An 18,095-nucleotide genomic window follows, 5' to 3' on the forward strand; every position below is an offset into this window, starting at 1 on the left:
ATGAATGCAGACGACGATGATTTTACCCCACCTTCCGAAGAAAACAGATTTGGCGGGCGGGTTCGTCGTTATGCAAGGGTGGGGGCGTCGGCCGGGAAACTGGCCGCACGCCTTGCCACCGGAAAGGTGTTCGGTGGCGAAATTGATCACGCCAAATATGCTGCCGAACTGACCTCGGCCCTGGGCGGGTTGAAAGGCCCGCTTATGAAAGTGGCCCAGATCCTTTCAACCATCCCCGATGCCCTGCCCAAGGAATATACCCAGGCCCTTGCACAGCTTCAGGCTGATGCGCCCAGCATGGGCTGGCTGTTTGTCAAACGCCGGATGCGCAGTGAACTGGGGGCTGGATGGCAATCAAATTTCACCGAATTCAGCCACGATGCGGTGGCCGCTGCATCGCTTGGGCAGGTGCATAAGGCAATCCTGCCCGACGGGCGCGAAGTGGCCTGCAAGCTGCAATATCCCGACATGTCGGCAACGGTTGAGGCCGACCTTAAGCAGCTTCGCGCCGCCTTTGCGATCTATAAGCGCTATGACAGTGCGATCGATGCCGAAAATATCCAGAACGAACTGACAGCACGCCTGCGCGAAGAGCTTGATTACGCCCGCGAAGCCAAACATATGCGCCTTTATGGCCACATGTTGGCCGGTGAAAATACCGTGCATGTTCCCGAACCGGTGGACGGGCTGACCACCGGGCGGCTTTTGACCATGACCTGGCAAAACGGACAGAAGTTCCAGAAATTCCTTGATAGCAATCCCGATCAGGATGCGCGCAATCAGGTGGCGCTTAACATGTTCCGGGCCTGGTATGTGCCGTTTTACCGTTATGGCGTCATTCATGGTGACCCGCATCTGGGCAATTACACATTGCGTGATGACCTGTCGGTCAATCTTCTCGATTTCGGCTGTATCCGTATCTTCAAACCCGATTTCGTCAAGGCGGTGATCACGCTTTATGAAGCCCTTCGCGACGAGGACGAGGAAAAGGCCGTTTCCGCCTATGAAAGCTGGGGCTTTGAGGCGCCGTCACGCGAACTGATTGATGTGCTTAACATCTGGGCCAGCTTTGTTTATGGCCCGATCCTTGATGACCGCGAACGCAAAATGGGCGAAACCAATTCGGTTGCCTATGGCGCGGAAGTCGCCGCCAAGGTCCATCAGGAACTGCGTCGTGTCGGCGGGGTAAAGCCGCCACGTGAATTCGTGCTGGTTGATCGGGCTGCTGTCGGGCTGGGTGCTGTGTTCCTGCGCCTTGATGCGCATGTGAACTGGTATCGCCTGTTCCATGATCTGGTCGGCGATTTTGATGTCTCTGAACTCGAATCCCGTCAGAAAAAGGCCCTTGATCTGATCGGGCTGGAACGCCCGGAAGATTGATAAACGGCTTATAAGTCGCGACGATTCGTGGTTTGAGGCGGCGGAATCGGGGCTGATTTTCGCCAAACAGATCGATGTTTGATCGTATTCGAGACTAAAAACACTTCCGTTTCTCACGCGAACGATAAGTTTTTTCGCGAACTTTTTCATAATTCAAACGTTCCCAGATCAATGCCAGTCAGGCATTTGATGCAGACTTGCGCGTTTGTTTGTAAGATAATGTTCACTTTCTGCGTGGGGTGAAAATAGGGGAAACTGCTGTAAATCAACGGTCTATTGTGTGATGGTGTGGATCAAGACCTGTTCCGTTACGGAAATAAAATGTGCGAAAATCCGCACATAATGCAATTTCACCGTTGTTAATCGAAATTCAGTTAAACTGATTTTTTATAGGTTTTTGATATTGTGGTTGTTGGTGGGAAATCGCATCTTGCTTTCAACGCAGACATGGCGGGGCGTCATTGATTGTTTGTCCTGAGCACCAATGGCGGGTGGGACCTGACATGTCACCAAGGCTTTATGCCTCGGAATGCGTGGTGGGAAAGTGGGCGGTTTCTTCTGCGTTAGCTGGAAGAACCGCCTTTTTTCTTTCCGGGCAAGGGTGCCGGTAGCCGGATCAAAACAGAATGCGTGATGACATTCTGAAACCGGTTACTTCGCAATAACAACAAGAATTACCGTGCTTACCATTACATTAGGGAAGGAGGTCTAACGCGATGAAACTGGCCGTTCCAAAGGAAATATGGCCCGGAGAGAAGCGCGTTGCCGTCACACCAGAGACCGTCAAGAAGCTGAAGGCTCTGGGGTTCGACGTCGCAATTGAGGCTGGTGCCGGAATTGACGCCGCCATACCGGATGATCGCTTTGTCGATGCCGGTGCAACCATTGCCAAGACAATGAAAACGACCGTGAAGGATGCCGATGTCATCTTCAAGGTTCGCCCACCTGTCATTGATGGCAAAACCAACGAATTGACGGCTTATAAAAAGGGGGCTGCTGTTGTTGCCCTGCTTGAGCCCTATGACCGCAAAGACCTGATCGATGCGATGGCCAAGGCCGGGGTTGATGGCTATTCCATGGAACTGATGCCGCGTATTTCGCGTGCACAGTCGATGGACGTTCTGTCGTCGCAATCCAACCTTGCCGGATATCGCGCGGTTCTTGATGCCGCCCATGAGTTCGGCCGGATCTATCCGATGATGATGACGGCGGCCGGCACCTTGCCGCCCGCCCGTGTTGTTGTGGTCGGGGCCGGTGTTGCGGGCCTTCAGGCCATTGCAACGGCCAAGCGCCTTGGTGCCGTTGTGTCGGCATTTGACGTGCGCCCGGCGGTAAAGGAACAGGTCCAGTCGCTTGGCGGTACCTTTATCGAAGTCGAAGACGACAATGCATCGGATGCAGAAACCTCTGGCGGCTATGCCAAGGAAATGTCGGACGACTACAAGAAAAAGCAGGCCGAGAAGCTCAAGGAAGTTCTGGCCAAGACCGACATCGTCATTACGACCGCCCTTATTCCCGGTCGTCCGGCCCCGGAAATTGTCACAGCCGACATGGTTGCCGGCATGAAACCGGGTTCGGTGATCATTGATCTGGCCGCGGAACGCGGTGGCAACGTTGCCGGTGTGAAGCTTGGCGAAACGGTTCTGACTGACAATGGCGTAAAGCTGATCGGTCCGGCAAATATCACAAGCTCGGTCGCGACCGATGCAACCGCGATGTATGCCAAGAACCTTTTGAACTTCATTACCCTTTCTGTCGACAAGGACAAGGGCGCACTGGTGTTTGACGGCGAAGACCAGATCATCGCCGAAACCAGGCTCACCCATGACGGAAAGGTCGTCCATCCGAAATTCGGCGGGGAGGAGGTCGCAAATGGCTGATCAATCCGTAGCCCAGAATGCAAATGAACTGCGTGATGCCGCCCTTGGTCTGGCAGAAAAGGCCGCAAAGCTTGCCGACAGTCTGGCAAGTGGCGCAACCGACGCAGCAAACACCGCCACGGTCGCAGTCCAGGGAACGGGCGTCAGCCCGACGGTTCTTGGTCTGACCGTGTTCGTACTGGCCTGTTTTGTCGGCTATTACGTGGTGTGGAAAGTCACCCCGGCCCTTCATTCACCCCTGATGGCGGTTACCAACGCCATTTCGTCGGTGATTATTGTCGGTGCACTTCTTGCAGCAGGCCCGGTGGAGATGAACTTCTCCAAGATGATGGGCTTCATCGCGGTGGTGTTGGCATCGGTCAACATCTTTGGCGGCTTTATCGTCGCCCAGCGCATGCTGCATATGTTCAAGAAAAAGAAGTAGGGGGAACACACAATGTCGGAAAACCTTTCGGCTTTCCTGTATCTGGTGGCCTCGGTCTGCTTCATCCTGTCGTTGCGCGGACTTTCGTCACCTGAATCGGCCCGGACCGGGAACATCCTTGGCATGGTGGGTATGGCAATTGCCATCTTTACCACGCTGGCATCCCCGGCGGTGCTGTCTTATACCACCATCATTGTCGGCATCCTGATTGGCGGTGCGATCGGTACGGTGATCGCCCTTAAAATCCAGATGACCGCCTTGCCACAGCTTGTCGCGGCCTTCCATTCGCTTGTCGGTCTGGCAGCGGTGTTTGTTGCCGGTGCGGCCCTGTATTCGCCCGGTGCCTATGGCATCGGAACGGCGGGCAATATCGGTGCAGCCAGCCTGATTGAAATGGGGCTTGGCGTTGCCATCGGTGCGATTACCTTTACCGGATCGCTGGTTGCATTCGGCAAGTTGCAGGGCATTGTTTCGGGGACGCCGGTACGCTTCCCGGGGCAGCATATGCTGAACCTGTGCATCGGGATCGGCATTGTTGTCTTTGCCATCATCCTTGTTGCAACCGAAAGCCATACGGCCTTCTGGATCCTGGTTGCGCTGGCGCTTGTTCTGGGTATCACGCTGATCATTCCGATTGGCGGGGCGGACATGCCGGTCGTTGTTTCCATGCTGAACTCCTATTCCGGTTGGGCAGCATGTGGCATCGGCTTTACCCTGCAAAACAACGCGCTGATCATTACCGGTGCGTTGGTGGGTGCTTCGGGGGCGATCCTGTCCTACATCATGTGCAAGGGCATGAACCGTTCGATCTTCAACGTCATCTTTGGCGGCTTTGGTGCCGAAGGTGAAGCTGCCGCTGCTGGTGGCGGTGATGGCGATCGTGCGGTCAAATCCGGATCGGCCGATGATGCGGCCTTCATCATGAAGAATGCATCGAACGTGATCATCGTTCCGGGCTATGGCATGGCGGTCGCACAGGCACAGCACGCATTGCGTGAAATGGCCGATATCCTCAAGGCCGAGGGTGTCAATGTCCGCTACGCCATCCATCCGGTGGCAGGTCGTATGCCCGGTCACATGAACGTGCTTCTGGCCGAGGCCAGCGTTCCCTATGACGACGTTCTGGAAATGGAAGAAATCAACCGTGATTTCGGTTCCGCCGACGTTGCCTTTGTCATCGGGGCCAACGACATCACCAACCCGGCCGCCAAAACCGATCCGGCCAGCCCGATCTTTGGCATGCCGATCCTTGAGGTTGAAAAGGCCAAAACGGTCCTGTTTGTCAAACGCGGCATGTCAGCCGGTTACGCTGGCATCCAGAACGAACTGTTCTTCAAGGACAACACAATGATGCTGTTTGGCGATGCCAAAAAGATGTGCGAAGAAATCGTCATGCATCTCGATAACTGATCAAGCCATCCGGTTCGAACATGAAGAAGGCGGCTCCAATGGGGCCGCCTTTTTTATATGATTTTCTCTTGATGTAAATCGGTTGTGCTGTCTATTATTTGTTAATATTTTAGTTGTGGAGGTGGGTGTGCCTGTAAGACTTAGAAGTTTTCAAGTGTCCGAGTTGTTTGGTGTGTATGATAACTCGATAGCCCTGAATGTAGATGGAAGAATTACAGCCGTAATAGGACCGAACGGGAGAGGTAAAACCGTCTGTCTTAGGATGATAAATGCATTTTATAATATGCATTATTCATATTTTTCAACGGTTGATTTTAGTTATGCGTTGTTTTCTTTTACTGATGGAACAGAGGTGAAAATAAACAAGGGATATGATCAGGAAACTTTGTTTGAAGATGGTGTCGAAAGAATTAGTTCTCGTATAACTTATACAGTATCTCGTCCTGGATGGGAGGAGATTACTTGGGAGCCGCAGGATGTTCCGGCTTTTAGAGGTGCTAAACTTGTAAGCAAATACTTGCCGTTCTTGACGCGCATATCACCAGAGTTTTGGTCTGATGATAGAACAGGTGAGGCCGTACGCTACGAGGAACTAATTCATAGATATGCAGATTTTTTGCCTACAAGGTTGTTGGGTCAAGAGGATTCTGAAGTAAAAGAAGTATTGAATGATATTGTTGGTTCTGTGTCGTGTAGTTTGGTTGAAACGCAGCGCCTTTTGAGGTTTACCGGAGAGAATGCGAGGGACTTTCGTTACGAAGGGCGTTCAAAATATGCTCCAGAGTTGGTTGTGGAGGAAAAGGCAAAAAAGCTAAAGAGACTTTTGCTTAAAGAGTTAGAGGAATATGCAAGTCTTTCTCAGAGGTTGGATAGATCTTTTCCGAACAGAATGATTAAAGCTCATGGAAAAAAGAGGTCTTCTACAGATCAGATACTGAATAGATTTGTTGGGTTGGAGAAAAAAAGGGAAGAACTTCAGAACTTCGGAGTTATTGAGAAGGAGTTTGAGCCTCTCGCTCGTCCTAGTACAATTGACCCAGGTATCCTTAATCTACTTTCTATATACGTGGAAGATGCGGAGAAGAAGCTTTCTGTCTTTAATGACATAAAATCAAAAATATCCGTATTTACTGAAATATTAAACAGTCGATTTCTCGATAAGTATGTGCAAGTAAATCGAGAATGCGGTTTCCAAGTTGTATCTCAAAAATCCGGTCACGAGATCGCATTAAGCAAACTTTCTTCTGGTGAGCAGCACCAGCTTGTAATGCTTTTTGAACTTCTATTTGAGATTAAAGAAGATAGCCTAATACTAATTGATGAACCTGAGATATCCTTGCACGTAGTGTGGCAGAAAAAGTTTATTTCAGACCTGATGAAAATTATTGAAGTCAATAGCTTTGACGTAGTCATTGCTACGCATTCTCCGCAGCTGATCGGCCGTTGGAGCAATCTCGCCGTTGAATTGGCTAGTGTCGACGGTGAATGAGAATGTTGCATAATTATTTAGAAGCTCAAGATGTAGCTCAGCAAATTCGTATGGAAAGAAGTGGTGGGGCTACTAGTTCTTTCTTCGTACTAGAAGGTAGAAATGATCAAAGAACATTGTACACGTTCGTGGATGATGAGCACTGCGAGATTGTAATAGCAGGTAAGAAGGAAAATGTTGTCGGAGCAATTCAAATTTTGGACGAAGAAGGAATCCCCGGCGTTGTCGGGTTGATTGATACGGACGCTGTTGGTGCAGATTATCAAAGTGAAAATTTAATCGACACCGGCGTTCGGGATATGGACGTTATTGTTTTCCTGTCTGAAGCCTTTGATCGTTTTATTTTTGAAAGAGCAGATCCAGATAAGCTTAAGGCCTTTGAAGAGAAGTCAGGTAAAACTCTTCGACGTAAGGTGCTTGATGCCTGCGTTCCAATAGGGTGTCTATGGTTGGTTCGTTATCACATGCAAGTTGACCTGAAGTTTAAGGGACTCAAATACAATTTTGTCGATGAAGACGATTTGTCCATTGATGAATCTGCGCTCTTAAATGATGTTCTCGACCAATCGTGCTCGGGCATAGATAGAAGTGAAGTGGAGCGTCGATACAAAATTATCCGTCGACAACCTTTTTCGGCAGAAGACATATGCAGGGGGCATGATCTGGCTGAAGTGACCGGGATTGCATTGAGAAAATGTGTCGCCGACTTGAGGTGTAGGAAAACAGGAAAACCTGATGTCCGAACATGGCGCTCGGAAGTTGAGTTAGGATGGAGGTTGAGTTTCGGCAGTGCGCAGTTTCAGGCCTCCCCATTGATGGGTAAAATCCAAGATTGGGAGGACGAGCACCAACCTTACACTGTACTGAAACACTAGCGTCAGCGTCGCTTTTAGTTTGAGTAACTTCACGACAGCCTATTGCTATTAAAGTAGAAACCTTAGGCGGCCGAATTTCGGGCCGCCTTTTTTTCGTCGGAGTGGTTGCTTATAACCCCAAGCTGTCGGAGGATTTGAACATCATGGATCGGAAGGTCATATGTTTCGAATAGTCAGGGTCTCGCTTTTTATGGTGGTCATTCTGTCGATTGCGCTGGTCGCGTCGATGGGGCTGAACATTCTGACCTATGTGCGCCTGACCGATGAAGACCCGATTGCGGCCCTTTATTTCGAACCGGTTTCCGAGGATGTGTTTACCGCGCATCTGGTGTCCGATGATCCCGGTGTCAGCGGGACCTATGAAATCCTTGGCGATCAGTGGCGGATTGATGCGGAATTCATCAAGCTGAAGCCATGGGCCAATATCATTGGCATGGATGCCCGTTATCAGCTTGTGCGGTTCGAGGGCCGATATCGCGATGTGGTGCGGCAAAATACCGCACCGTTTCGGGCCTATGAGCTTGGGGCGGGCGATGCGCTTGATCTGATCAATTATCTGGCGGAATGGAATTTTCTGGTCGATGCCGAATATGGCAGTTCGACCTATACCGATATCAAGGAAGATACGGTGTATCGGGTTTATCGCACCCAGTCGGGGATTATCATCCGGTCCGAACCGATGCCCGATCCGATTGGGTATGAGCCAACGATGCTTGATGATATCCGGGCCTGGGTGGCGGGAAACTGATGTGAAATCAGTCTCGTTTCAATAGTCCAGAAAAACCAAACCCGCCCGGATTGCTCCGAGGCGGGCTTGGCGCACGGGTCCGAACTTGGCAAGCCAAATTCGATCGTACAGTCACGTTCGAGATACCCCGAAAGTGAAAAAGACTAGAAGCCTTCGCGCTCGATGCGCTTACGCTCCAGCTTGCGGGCACGACGGATTGCTTCCGCCCCTTCGCGAGCTTTCTTCTCCGACGGCTTTTCAAAGTGGCGACGGAGTTTCATCTCACGGAAAATGCCCTCGCGCTGCATCTTTTTCTTAAGCGCTTTCAGAGCCTGATCGACATTGTTGTCGCGAACGATTACCTGCACGGAAACCACGCTCCTTTCAAAAAAACAAAAACACCCGGAGTGCGGAATGCTCCCCGGTTGGATTTACGGTCAAGCTGACCGTGGCCTGTATATAGTGCAAACCGGCCAAAAAGAAAAGAGGGAAGGGGATATTCGCCTTTGACGTTTATACATGCCTGCACCGCAAAACGCCAAGGCATGGGAGGTGAATTTCCGATGTCGGTTTTGTGATAGGATGCTTTGGGTGAATTATATAGTAAAAATAAAATCAAAAGTTGCTATAATGCGTTGACAAAATTCAATATATCGCGGGCCACCAAGGGTGATCAGCCCCGGATATCAAAACGCACAAGGCAAGGTTGGTTCAAAAACGGGTAGGGTCCACAGATGGAAAACAGTCTGCGCGAAGCGGCAATTGCCCATGCGCCGTTCTTTGTTACAGCGCCGGGCGATACCGATGCCCTGTTTGTCGGTGTTGTCTGGTTTGTGATTCTGGCGGTGTTTTTGATCGGGGCGTTTTATCTGAATATCCATGCCTTGCCCGAACGGTTGGCCCATCATGCCAATCACACCCAAATTCAGTTGATCGGTGTTCTGACGCTTTTGGCGTTATTTACCCATAACAACGTGTTCTGGGTGGCGGCACTGGTTCTGGCGGTGATCCGGTTCCCCGATTTCATTTCCCCGATTCAGGCGATCGCCAATGCGCTTATGGCGATGGCGCAGGCCAAGGGGGTGACCATAAGCCCCGGTGGTGCGACCCAAAACCCGTCGCCAAGCCCGTCGTCAAGCCCGTCGGGAGCCCCGGCGCCAAACCCGTCACCAGCAACGGCACATGGGACAACCGATGTGAAACCGGCGGACGGGGCAGGCAACCCTGATCCGTCATCCGGGGACGCGCGTCAGGAGAATCCGAAAGATGTTTGAGCTTCTTCTGTGTTCGATGTTCACCATCCTGCCCGATTTTCTGGTGCGCCGGTATGTCCAGGGCAAAAGGATCGGCAAGGAATTAACCCTGTTTTCCGTCTGGTATGAACTTCGCTATGGCATTACGGCCTGTGCGATCCTGACACTTAGTCTGGTGACGTTGATTTTCTATTTCCATCCGTCGACAACCAATGTGTCGTCCTTTTTCCGGACCATCACCATTCTGCCGGAAAAGGGCGGGCGCGTGGTCGAGGTTTATGTCGATAATGATGACGATGTCGATGCCGGGGACCCGTTATTCCGCCTTGATAACCGGGTCGAACGCGAAGCCGTTGCCATGGCCGAACAGCGTATTGCCGAAATCCGTGCCCAGATGGATGTGGCGCGTGCCGATATTGCCGTGGCCGAAGGCAATGTCGAACAGGCGCGCGGGGCCTATAATCAGGTGCGTGATGAATTGAAGGTCAAATCGGACCTGCTGTCGCGCGGCACCAATGCGGTTTCAAGGCGCGAAGTCGAACGGTTGGAAGTATCATTGACCACGCGTCAGGGCGGCCTTAATGCCGCCGAGGCCAGCCTGAATGTGATCAAGACCAAGCTTGACAGTCTTCTGCCCGCCCAGCTTGCCAATGCGCAGGCAGCCTTGCGATCGGCCGAGGCTGATTTGTCCAAAACCGTGGTCCGCGCCGGGGTAAAGGGCAATATCCAGCAATTCGCCCTTCAGGTCGGGGATTTTGTCAGCCCGATCTTGCGTCCGGCCGGTATCCTGATCCCGGAACGGGACGGGGAAACCATATTCCTGGCCGGCTTTAACCAGATATCGACACAGGTGGTCAAAACCGGTGTGATTACCGAAGTCACCTGTGCGTCCCTGCCATTTGAAATCATTCCGATGGTGGTGATTGATGTGCAGCCGGTGATCGCCGCCGGTCAGTTCCGGCCAAGCGACCAGTTGCTTGATATCACCGAACGGGCCAAGCCCGGTACGTTCCTGGTCAAGATGGTGCCGCTTTATCCGGAATCGATTGCCGATGTGCCGCTTGGCAGCAAATGTGCCGGTAATGCCTATACCAACACCCATGATCAGCTTGAAAATCCTGATATCGGAACAGGAGAATGGCTGTTCCTGCATATGGTGCAGACCGTCGGTGTGGTTCATGCGCTGCTCCTGCGGGTTCAGGCCCTGCTATTGCCGATCCAGACGCTGGTTCTGACCGGGCACTAGGGATGGGGTATTCCCGGGATGCGCCGGAGGATTGCAAGGATGAGTACCGCTGGCATCGCAGGTGTTGCTTGCACGGTTCGGTATCGTCGGGATGTTTTGCACGCTGGGGCTTTACAGCCGGGCGGTTTTGGATGGATATAGTGCTATGTCGATCCTGAAAATTGCCCGGATGGGCCACCCGGTTCTGCGCAAGGTCGCCGACCGGGTCGAAGACCCGCTTGACCCCGAAATTCAGCGCCTGATTGCTGATATGAAGGACACCATGAAGGATGCCGGTGGCGTTGGCCTTGCGGCACCACAGGTGTTTCAGTCAAAGGCGATCATGGTCTATTACGTGCCCGCCATGCGCCAAAGCGATGATCCCGACGATGCGGCCATTCCGCTGTCGGTTCTGATCAATCCGGAAATCGAACCGGTTGGCGATGAAATCGTTGATGGCTGGGAAGGGTGCCTGTCGATCCCGGGGCTTCAGGGGGTGGTACCGCGCTGGAACAAAATCCGTTATCGCGGGTTAAATGAACAGGGCGAAGAAATCGAACGCATTGCCGGTGGGTTCCATGCCCGGGTCGTTCAGCATGAATATGATCATTTGATCGGAGTCATGTATCCCGAACGTATGGAAGACATGACGCTTCTTGGGTTTAACGAAGAATTGCGCGAATACCCGCCCGAGACTACATTCAGGCAGGCTTGTGCATCGCGAAGTGATGACGATGCGCAAGACGCCGGATCACCTGACGAGGAGGCATAAATGACCGTGTCCGAAAGCATGAGCCGCCTGCAAGCCCAGCGCGAAGCACTGGTCGAGGCCGCCCTTGAACATATCCCCTTTGACGGCTGGACCAGACAGGCGCTGCTGGCCGGGGCAGAGGATCTTGATCTTGCGCCGGGTGAAGTGGACCGATTGCTGCCAAATGGTATCCGTCAGGCCATTGTGACCTATGTCGAAATGACCGACCGCAAAATGATCGCCGCCCTTGATGAGAAGGGGCTGGAAAACATGAAAATCCGCGACCGGATTGCTACGGCGGTCAAAACCCGGCTTGATCTGGTGGAAAATCAGAAAGACGCCGTGCGCGGTGCGCTGGCCTTCATGACCCTTCCGCAAAATGCTGCCCTTGGGCTTAAACTGACCCATGGCACGGTTGATGCGATGTGGGTTGCCGCCGGTGATACATCGACCGATCATAACTGGTACACCAAGCGCATGTTGCTGGCCGGGGTGTATGGATCGACGCTGGCTTACTGGCTGGATGATACATCCGATGATCATGCCGACAGCTGGGCGTTTCTTGACCGCCGGATCGGCAATGTTCTGCAAATCCCGAAAATCACCGCCAAGCTGGGCAAGGTCGGCAAGTTTGCCACAGCCCCGTTCAAGCTTGGTGCAAAGGTCGCCAATTGCATGCCGACCCCGGGGCGGCTGCGCCGTCAGTTCGGGGGCTGAGCCGAACGGCTGCCAAGCATAAAGACGAAATCAGAAACGCCACCGGCAGCAATGCGGTGGCGTTTTGTTTTGGATCGGGAACTCTTTGGGGGCGATGGTCCGGAAGGCGGACCTAAAAGGTGTTTTCAAGAAAACTCAGAAGCGTTCTGTCCGGGGCGTTTGCGCGTTTCATGTCCTCGGCCAGATCGACGGTGAAGGCTGATCCGAAAAGATGGCGCGGGCTGTCGCCATTGGCTTTGCGCTTTGCCTTGTCATCGGCGGACTGGATTTCTTCAAGGGTCGGTTTGGCTGCCAGCGCAACCAGTTCGGACGGCGGCGTTCCCATCCAGATGCCCTTGCGGTTTTCCTTGGCAAATTCCTGATCGCGCAAATAGGTCGCACAACTCGGATGGCTGTCGCAGCTGACCATATCGACCATTGCCCACCCGGCACGCAGGATCAGCCGGTTCAGGTCATTACGCCCGATGGTGCATTCGGTCAGCATCGGGAACAGCTGCACATCCGAGACCTGCTGACATTTGATGGCATAGTTGTCGATGATGCGATCAAGTGCCTGGGATGCGGCGGCACCGCACTGGAATTCAACCGATCCCGCACGGCAAATCATGCCCGGTTTCGGGGCGCGAATGCCAAACAGTTCAACAATCAGATTGCCAAAACGAAGCTTGTCGCCTTCGACAACTTCGGGAAAACCGGCCGCACCCGGTGCGGCATATGCGCCATTCAGGCGGGTTTCGATGGCTCCAAGCCCGGCAAGCATCGCAACAATGATCAGAAGTTTCTTCATCACGTTCAGTCCGTAAAGAGTTTCCTGCCTGATCAACAGCAAACCCGATGCCAATCTGCTGGGCATAAAATGCCAGCCGGTGATATTGATGCGATATTGATGCGTAACGTAATGAAATACATAACAAAAAGCCCCGGACGCATGCGCTGTCCGGGGCTTTGAATATCGTGTGACCTTACAGTCGGGGCACTTTATTTGGGAAGAACCCAGGTCACGTGACCCATTTTGCGTCCCGGCTTTGCTTCGGCCTTTCCGTAAAGGTGCAGTTTTGCATTCGGCTCGGTCAAAATTGCCTGCCAGTCATTGATGTCATCACCCAGAAGGTTCTTCATGCGGGCCTTGGAATGGTGGGCCGGATCGCCCAGCGGCAGGCCGCAAACAGCACGGATGAACTGTTCGAACTGGCTGGTGATGCAGGCATCAATGGTCCAGTGACCGGAATTGTGTGGGCGCGGGGCCACTTCATTGACCAGAATGTCACCATCGGTGGTGACAAACATTTCAACCGCCAGAAGGCCGACGAACTCCATCGCACTGACCAGCTTGATTGCGATGTCTTCGGCCTTTTTTGACAGGCTGTCGGCAATTTCAGCCGGGGCGACGGTCACATCAAGAATGTGGTTGGTATGCACGTTTTCGACCGGGCAGAAGCAGGCGGTATCACCCTGAACGCCGCGTGCGACAATGACCGAGATTTCACGCTCAAAGGAAATGAAACCTTCAAGGATGGCCTCGGCCCCCTTCATCTCGTCCCAGGCATCGGCCAAATCGGTATCGGCGTTGATTTTGACCTGTCCCTTGCCGTCATAGCCAAGTTCGGTGGTCTTGAGAACCGACGGGCGGCCAAGTTTGGCGACCGCTACTTCAAGATCGGCAAGCGAACGGACAGCTTCGAACGGGGCGGTGCCGATACCGTGGTCGTTGCAGAAGGTCTTTTCACGCAGGCGGTTTTGCGAAATATGCAGGCATTTCCAGCCCGGGCGTACCGGCACCAGGTCAGAAAGCAGCTTTACGCTGTCATGCGGGACGTTTTCAAATTCAAACGTGACGACATCAACATCCTCGGCAAAGGCACGCAGTGCATCCAGATCGGTGTAATCGGCAACGGTTGCCTTGGCGCAAACCTGTTCGGTCGGGCTGTCGGCCCCCGGGCCAAACACATGGACCTTATAGCCCAGTTTAGCCGCACAGAAGGCGGCCATACGGCCAAGCTGGCCGTTGCCCATGATGCCAATCGTACTTCCCGGTGCGATGATGCGCGTGTCGAAATCCTGCGTCATTTAATCCTCGATCAAAAATCTTCCCGGTGGGAAAACATTGCCTGTCGTCAGGCCAATTTCAAATCTGTGACGGGCAAAACAAAAACGCGCCCGTTTGGGCGCGCCTGTCTTGGGTCATGGTGCCGGATCAACCGGTTCGTCGGCGACCGATGCGGTCTGGGCTGCGCGCCAGTCATCAAGGCGTGCGGCAAGTCCGTCATCCATCAGCGCCATGATTTCGGCGGCCATCAGACCGGCATTCTTTGCACCCGCCGATCCGATGGCAAGGGTACCAACCGGAACGCCGCCCGGCATCTGCACGATGGAAAGCAGGCTATCAAGGCCCTTAAGGGTGCGGCTTTGAACCGGCACACCCAGCACCGGAAGCGGCGTCATGGCCGCTGCCATGCCCGGAAGGTGGGCCGCCCCGCCAGCACCGGCGATAATGACCTTAAGGCCGCGTGACTTTGCCGTTTTGGCATAGTCATACAGGCGATCAGGGGTGCGATGGGCCGAAACGATTTTCTTTTCGTAAGGGACGTTCAGCGCATCGAGGACATCTGCTGCGTTTTTCATGGTTTCCCAGTCGGACTGGCTTCCCATGATAATGCCGATGACCGGTGTTTGATCGCTCATGTTGGCGGCTCCGTATTCGGGCGGTTTCGTGAAGGGCCGCATTATATGCAGCACGGGCCATCATGCAAGCCTGCTTGCAACATGCCAGACCCGCAGAATCCTTTATATTTTCCTGTCCGATCTTCAATTATTCCGCGCTACCCGGAAGGGTAGCGATACTATTCTTACTGTCGATTGAAAATTAATGTGAAATGATTGTACTTTTGATTTATTATTTACCAATCACTCATATAACTGTGCAGGTAGCACGGGAAGGTCAGACATGAAAGTCACAAGGCCCGGTTCGTTGACACCCTCCATGGGGGGCGGGGATGGCAGATACCCATCCAATCCGTATGGTGTACTTGCCTATGGCAGGGATGCCGGAAGTCGACGTGCGCCCAGCCGCGAACATCAGGTTGATATCGATACGGAAACGCATCCCGACACGGTGGATGACGTTCCCTTTCACACGCCTGATATGGCCAATGTCCTTGGCATTCCAGACAGTCAGGTAACCCCGGCCGTTGAACAGGCCATCGGCCGGTTGATGGTGCGCATCAACAGTCTGACGGAAAATGTCAATGAACTGAAAAAGCGGCAGGCACGTTTGGCCCGCACCGAAGGCCGTGATCCGTTTACCGGGGCGCTCAGCTATCCGACCTTTATGCAGATCCTTGAAAACGAAGTTTCCCTGATCGGAACGGACCGCACCAACAGGACGGTTCTGATCTGCGAGCTGTTTAATATTGACGATATTCTTCAGCGCTACGGACAGGGCTGCAAACACGGCCTGTTCAACTATGTCCGCAGAATCATGGCCGATTTCGTGATGGCACCGCATCATCTGGGCTATCTGGGATGCAATGATTTTGTTGCCTTGATGTATAATGTTGATCGTGACGATGTGTTGCAGCGTGCCGATGCGATAACGCGCTGGCTTGAACAGAACCCCTATTCGCATAACGACAAATTCATCTATGTCGTGCCGGTCTTTGGCCTTTATCAGGCGACCAATGGCGATACGGCCCAGTCGGTTCTGAATTCTGCGGATGCCGCCTTGCGCGCACAAAAGGAAATGCGCCTCGCCCAGCTTGACCGTATCCCTTACGGCATCTGATTGCTTCGCATATGGATTGAATGCCCGATGCAAGGCTTGGCCTTGCATGTTTTTTTGTGTGGTCTTCAAAAACACAAACCCCGCATCGTCAATCGACGGTCGGGGTGCGGTTCGGATCAAATTTTTACAGGGTGTCGGGGCGCTTTCGCGTATGGGCAAAATCGGCGCCCCACGCGGGTGCAATTGCCGGCCCGGTCAGGCAATAATGTCGGGCACGAGTTGCGACTCGACATAGCGAATTTCATCTTTTAACGCGAGTTTGCGCTTTTTCATGCGGCCCAGACGCAATTGGTCATGGTGCGGGGCCTGAACCATCTGTTCGATGGCGATATCAAGATCGCGGTGTTCCTCGCGCAATGAAAGAAGTTTCTTTTCAATCTCGATCTGATTGATTTCGTCCATTTTTGATCCAGCTTAATAATCAACGCGAAGGGATTCTGATAATACCAGAATTGAGGTGGGCAACCCATATGATTTGTATCACCCTTTGCGGGCGGGACCCTGAAATCAGGGTCCGGAACTTAAAATAATGATGGCGACCTTGGGAAGGAAACACATGCGGATCGGGATTTTGACCAGTGGTGGCGATTGCGCCGGACTGAATGCTGTTATTCTAGCGGTCGTGCGCCGTGCGGTTCTTGGTTATGGCTGGGATGTTGTCGGTATCCGTCAGGGCACGCACGGCCTGATGCAGGACCCGCCCCAGGCGATTGATCTTAATGATCAGGTCAATAATGACGGCATGTTGCGTCTTGGCGGGACCATTCTTGGCACGATCAACAAAGGCGATCCGTTTCATTATCCGATGCCCGATGGCAGTTTTGCCGACCGCTCGCAGGAAGTGATTGATGGCTATCACAAGCTTGGACTGGATGCGCTGATCGGGGTTGGCGGGGATGGCAGCATGGCGATCCTGCATCGGCTGGCCCAGATGGGGGGCATCAATCTGGTCGGTATTCCCAAAACCATCGATAACGATCTGGCCCAGACCGAATATTCGGTCGGCTTTACCACCGCGGTCAATGTCGCGGTCGAGGCACTGGACCGCCTGCAACCGACTGCCGCATCACACGATCGCATCATGATCCTTGAAGTCATGGGGCGCGATGCCGGGCATATTGCGTTGTTTGCCGGGGTTGCGGGTGGGGCGGATGCCATTCTGATCCCGGAAATGGATTACGATCTTGATGCGTTGACCGAACATTGTCTCAATATCCGTAAACGCGGGCGCAACCATGCGCTGGTGATTGTCGCCGAGGCGGTCAAACGCGATGACGGGGCGGCCGTGACCCAGGGCGATGACGGCCAAAAGGTCCGCTATGGCGGGATCGGGCACTGGCTGGCCGATGAACTTGGTGCGCGTACGGGCTGGGACACGCGGGTTACTGTTCTCGGGCATGTTCAGCGCGGCGGAACGCCATCGCCGCGTGACCGGGTGATTGCATCGGCCTTTGGGGTTCATGCGGTCGATCTGATTGCCGACCAGAAGTTTGACCGGGTTGTCGCCTGGTCAAAGCGCAAGGTTGTCGATGTGGCGATGGCCGATGTTATTGTCGGTCCGCGTCTGGTTGATACGGCGGGCACGATGGTCTCGACGGCAAAGGGGCTTGGTGCTTATCTCGGGCATCCGCCAAAGGTCGCGCGCACGGCAAAAACCGTGTGATGATCAGACAAAACAAAAAACGATACGAGCAGGTAACAATGGATCAGGATGAAGTCTGGACCTTTACGGTCGGGATGTATGGTCGCGACGGTGTGGCAAAGCTGTGTCTGGAATTGCAGGAACGCTGTGGTCTGGATGTGAACATGCTGCTGTTCATGTTCTTTCTTGGTCAGAAAGGATTGGCACCGCACAGCGTCAGCGCCCTGGAAGAAGCCGTGCGGGACTGGCGCGACAATGTGATCGTTCCGTTGCGCCAAACCAGACGCTTTTTGCGTGATGACCCGCGCGCAACCGCCCAGGAACTGCGCCAAAAGGTCAAATCAGACGAATTGCAGGCAGAACGGATTGAACAGCATATCCTGTGTGACGCGGTAACGCCGATCCCGTCGGATGACCCGTTTGCCGGGGCACGGGCATATCTGTCGCCCACCCGGTTCGATCTGGAACAGGGCGAATGTGATCAGGCGCTAAATCGCCTGATCTCGCTGATGGGGTTGGTCGGGGCCTGAGGCCACGATGA

The 18,095-nt window shown here is 53.5% G+C and carries 19 protein-coding genes; 14 read left to right on the top strand and 5 right to left on the bottom strand.

Annotated features, from left to right (window positions below; translation table 11 throughout):
* The 7 genes from AUQ42_RS13975 to AUQ42_RS14005 all read left to right on the top strand — a co-directional run bounded on the left by AUQ42_RS13975 (position 1) and on the right by AUQ42_RS14005 (position 8,206).
* Positions 1–1,380, top strand: coding sequence for an AarF/ABC1/UbiB kinase family protein (locus AUQ42_RS13975; RefSeq protein ID WP_068519678.1), 1,380 nt, complete (start codon positions 1–3; stop codon positions 1,378–1,380).
* Between the two features lie 716 nt (positions 1,381–2,096).
* Complete coding sequence (locus tag AUQ42_RS13980) at positions 2,097–3,260, top strand: Re/Si-specific NAD(P)(+) transhydrogenase subunit alpha (protein WP_068519679.1); 1,164 nt, start codon at positions 2,097–2,099, stop codon at positions 3,258–3,260.
* Complete coding sequence (locus tag AUQ42_RS13985) at positions 3,253–3,684, top strand: NAD(P) transhydrogenase subunit alpha (RefSeq protein WP_068519680.1); 432 nt, start codon at positions 3,253–3,255, stop codon at positions 3,682–3,684. The genes AUQ42_RS13980 and AUQ42_RS13985 overlap by 8 nt, the downstream gene beginning before the upstream one ends.
* Positions 3,685–3,696: 12 nt before the next feature.
* Positions 3,697–5,094, top strand: coding sequence for an NAD(P)(+) transhydrogenase (Re/Si-specific) subunit beta (locus tag AUQ42_RS13990; RefSeq protein ID WP_068519681.1), 1,398 nt, complete (start codon positions 3,697–3,699; stop codon positions 5,092–5,094).
* 127 nt (positions 5,095–5,221) lie between these two features.
* Complete coding sequence (locus AUQ42_RS13995; RefSeq protein WP_197460856.1) at positions 5,222–6,583, top strand: AAA family ATPase; 1,362 nt, start codon at positions 5,222–5,224, stop codon at positions 6,581–6,583.
* Between the two features lie 2 nt (positions 6,584–6,585).
* Positions 6,586–7,458, top strand: coding sequence for a DUF4435 domain-containing protein (locus AUQ42_RS14000; protein WP_068519683.1), 873 nt, complete (start codon positions 6,586–6,588; stop codon positions 7,456–7,458).
* 160 nt (positions 7,459–7,618) lie between these two features.
* Positions 7,619–8,206, top strand: a complete 588-nt coding sequence (locus tag AUQ42_RS14005) for a hypothetical protein (protein ID WP_068519684.1) — start codon at positions 7,619–7,621, stop codon at positions 8,204–8,206.
* A gap of 143 nt (positions 8,207–8,349) precedes the next feature.
* Here AUQ42_RS14005 and rpsU read toward each other — a convergent pair whose 3' ends face one another.
* The gene (gene rpsU, locus AUQ42_RS14010) at positions 8,350–8,553 is read right to left on the bottom strand and encodes a 30S ribosomal protein S21 (protein ID WP_008891676.1); all 204 of its coding nucleotides are present in this window, start codon (positions 8,551–8,553) and stop codon (positions 8,350–8,352) included.
* Positions 8,554–8,919: 366 nt separating this feature from the next.
* Here rpsU and AUQ42_RS16015 point away from each other — a divergent pair, with 366 nt between their 5' ends.
* The 4 genes from AUQ42_RS16015 (at position 8,920) to AUQ42_RS14030 (ending at position 12,131) form a co-directional block, all read left to right on the top strand.
* Positions 8,920–9,459 carry a hypothetical protein gene (locus AUQ42_RS16015; protein ID WP_231856774.1) on the top strand — a complete coding sequence of 180 codons (540 nt, stop codon included), beginning with the start codon at positions 8,920–8,922 and terminating at the stop codon, positions 9,457–9,459.
* On the top strand, positions 9,452–10,684 hold the full coding sequence (locus tag AUQ42_RS14020; protein ID WP_068519685.1) for an HlyD family secretion protein: 1,233 nt from the start codon (positions 9,452–9,454) through the stop codon (positions 10,682–10,684). The genes AUQ42_RS16015 and AUQ42_RS14020 overlap by 8 nt, the downstream gene beginning before the upstream one ends.
* Before the next feature lie 145 nt (positions 10,685–10,829).
* On the top strand, positions 10,830–11,435 hold the full coding sequence (def, locus tag AUQ42_RS14025; RefSeq protein WP_068519686.1) for a peptide deformylase: 606 nt from the start codon (positions 10,830–10,832) through the stop codon (positions 11,433–11,435).
* Positions 11,436–12,131 carry a COQ9 family protein gene (locus tag AUQ42_RS14030; protein WP_068519687.1) on the top strand — a complete coding sequence of 232 codons (696 nt, stop codon included), beginning with the start codon at positions 11,436–11,438 and terminating at the stop codon, positions 12,129–12,131.
* A gap of 112 nt (positions 12,132–12,243) precedes the next feature.
* Here AUQ42_RS14030 and AUQ42_RS14035 read toward each other — a convergent pair whose 3' ends face one another.
* The 3 genes from AUQ42_RS14035 to purE form a co-directional block, all read right to left on the bottom strand.
* Entirely contained in the window at positions 12,244–12,984 is a 741-nt protein-coding gene (locus tag AUQ42_RS14035; RefSeq protein WP_231856775.1) for a thermonuclease family protein, read from the bottom strand.
* Between the two features lie 125 nt (positions 12,985–13,109).
* Entirely contained in the window at positions 13,110–14,198 is a 1,089-nt protein-coding gene (locus AUQ42_RS14040) for a 5-(carboxyamino)imidazole ribonucleotide synthase (protein ID WP_068519689.1), read from the bottom strand.
* A gap of 114 nt (positions 14,199–14,312) precedes the next feature.
* Positions 14,313–14,813, bottom strand: coding sequence for a 5-(carboxyamino)imidazole ribonucleotide mutase (gene purE, locus AUQ42_RS14045; protein ID WP_068519690.1), 501 nt, complete (start codon positions 14,811–14,813; stop codon positions 14,313–14,315).
* Between the two features lie 262 nt (positions 14,814–15,075).
* Here purE and AUQ42_RS14050 point away from each other — a divergent pair, with 262 nt between their 5' ends.
* Complete coding sequence (locus AUQ42_RS14050; protein WP_228196486.1) at positions 15,076–15,912, top strand: diguanylate cyclase domain-containing protein; 837 nt, start codon at positions 15,076–15,078, stop codon at positions 15,910–15,912.
* Positions 15,913–16,107: 195 nt separating this feature from the next.
* Here the strand turns inward: AUQ42_RS14050 and AUQ42_RS14055 are convergent, their stop codons facing one another.
* The gene (locus tag AUQ42_RS14055) at positions 16,108–16,314 is read right to left on the bottom strand and encodes a YdcH family protein (RefSeq protein ID WP_068519692.1); all 207 of its coding nucleotides are present in this window, start codon (positions 16,312–16,314) and stop codon (positions 16,108–16,110) included.
* A gap of 154 nt (positions 16,315–16,468) precedes the next feature.
* Between AUQ42_RS14055 and AUQ42_RS14060 the strand changes: the two genes are divergently transcribed.
* Positions 16,469–17,575: an ATP-dependent 6-phosphofructokinase gene (locus AUQ42_RS14060; RefSeq protein ID WP_068519693.1), complete on the top strand. Its 1,107-nt coding sequence runs from the start codon at positions 16,469–16,471 to the stop codon at positions 17,573–17,575.
* Between the two features lie 38 nt (positions 17,576–17,613).
* Positions 17,614–18,084, top strand: a complete 471-nt coding sequence (locus AUQ42_RS14065; protein WP_068519741.1) for a TIGR02444 family protein — start codon at positions 17,614–17,616, stop codon at positions 18,082–18,084.
* The last annotated feature ends 11 nt before the right edge of the window (positions 18,085–18,095 follow it).

Source organism: Thalassospira sp. MCCC 1A02491, assembly GCF_001613785.1.
Taxonomy (GTDB): Bacteria; Pseudomonadota; Alphaproteobacteria; order Rhodospirillales; family Thalassospiraceae; genus Thalassospira; species Thalassospira povalilytica.

Excerpts from the sequence above, each read along its gene's own strand:
- AUQ42_RS14005 (WP_068519684.1), top strand. The coding sequence starts at position 7,619 with ATGTTTCGAATAGTCAGGGTCTCGCTTTTTATGGTGGTCATTCTGTCG.
- AUQ42_RS14065 (WP_068519741.1), top strand. The coding sequence starts at position 17,614 with ATGGATCAGGATGAAGTCTGGACCTTTACGGTCGGGATGTATGGTCGC.
- purE (WP_068519690.1), bottom strand. The coding sequence starts at position 14,813 with ATGAGCGATCAAACACCGGTCATCGGCATTATCATGGGAAGCCAGTCC.
- AUQ42_RS14030 (WP_068519687.1), top strand. The coding sequence starts at position 11,436 with ATGACCGTGTCCGAAAGCATGAGCCGCCTGCAAGCCCAGCGCGAAGCA.
- AUQ42_RS14040 (WP_068519689.1), bottom strand. The coding sequence starts at position 14,198 with ATGACGCAGGATTTCGACACGCGCATCATCGCACCGGGAAGTACGATT.
- AUQ42_RS14000 (WP_068519683.1), top strand. The coding sequence starts at position 6,586 with ATGTTGCATAATTATTTAGAAGCTCAAGATGTAGCTCAGCAAATTCGT.
- def (WP_068519686.1), top strand. The coding sequence starts at position 10,830 with ATGTCGATCCTGAAAATTGCCCGGATGGGCCACCCGGTTCTGCGCAAG.
- AUQ42_RS14060 (WP_068519693.1), top strand. The coding sequence starts at position 16,469 with ATGCGGATCGGGATTTTGACCAGTGGTGGCGATTGCGCCGGACTGAAT.
- AUQ42_RS13975 (WP_068519678.1), top strand. The coding sequence starts at position 1 with ATGAATGCAGACGACGATGATTTTACCCCACCTTCCGAAGAAAACAGA.
- AUQ42_RS13980 (WP_068519679.1), top strand. The coding sequence starts at position 2,097 with ATGAAACTGGCCGTTCCAAAGGAAATATGGCCCGGAGAGAAGCGCGTT.
- AUQ42_RS14035 (WP_231856775.1), bottom strand. The coding sequence starts at position 12,984 with ATGCCCAGCAGATTGGCATCGGGTTTGCTGTTGATCAGGCAGGAAACT.
- AUQ42_RS14055 (WP_068519692.1), bottom strand. The coding sequence starts at position 16,314 with ATGGACGAAATCAATCAGATCGAGATTGAAAAGAAACTTCTTTCATTG.
- AUQ42_RS14020 (WP_068519685.1), top strand. The coding sequence starts at position 9,452 with ATGTTTGAGCTTCTTCTGTGTTCGATGTTCACCATCCTGCCCGATTTT.
- AUQ42_RS16015 (WP_231856774.1), top strand. The coding sequence starts at position 8,920 with ATGGAAAACAGTCTGCGCGAAGCGGCAATTGCCCATGCGCCGTTCTTT.
- AUQ42_RS13985 (WP_068519680.1), top strand. The coding sequence starts at position 3,253 with ATGGCTGATCAATCCGTAGCCCAGAATGCAAATGAACTGCGTGATGCC.
- AUQ42_RS13990 (WP_068519681.1), top strand. The coding sequence starts at position 3,697 with ATGTCGGAAAACCTTTCGGCTTTCCTGTATCTGGTGGCCTCGGTCTGC.
- AUQ42_RS14050 (WP_228196486.1), top strand. The coding sequence starts at position 15,076 with ATGAAAGTCACAAGGCCCGGTTCGTTGACACCCTCCATGGGGGGCGGG.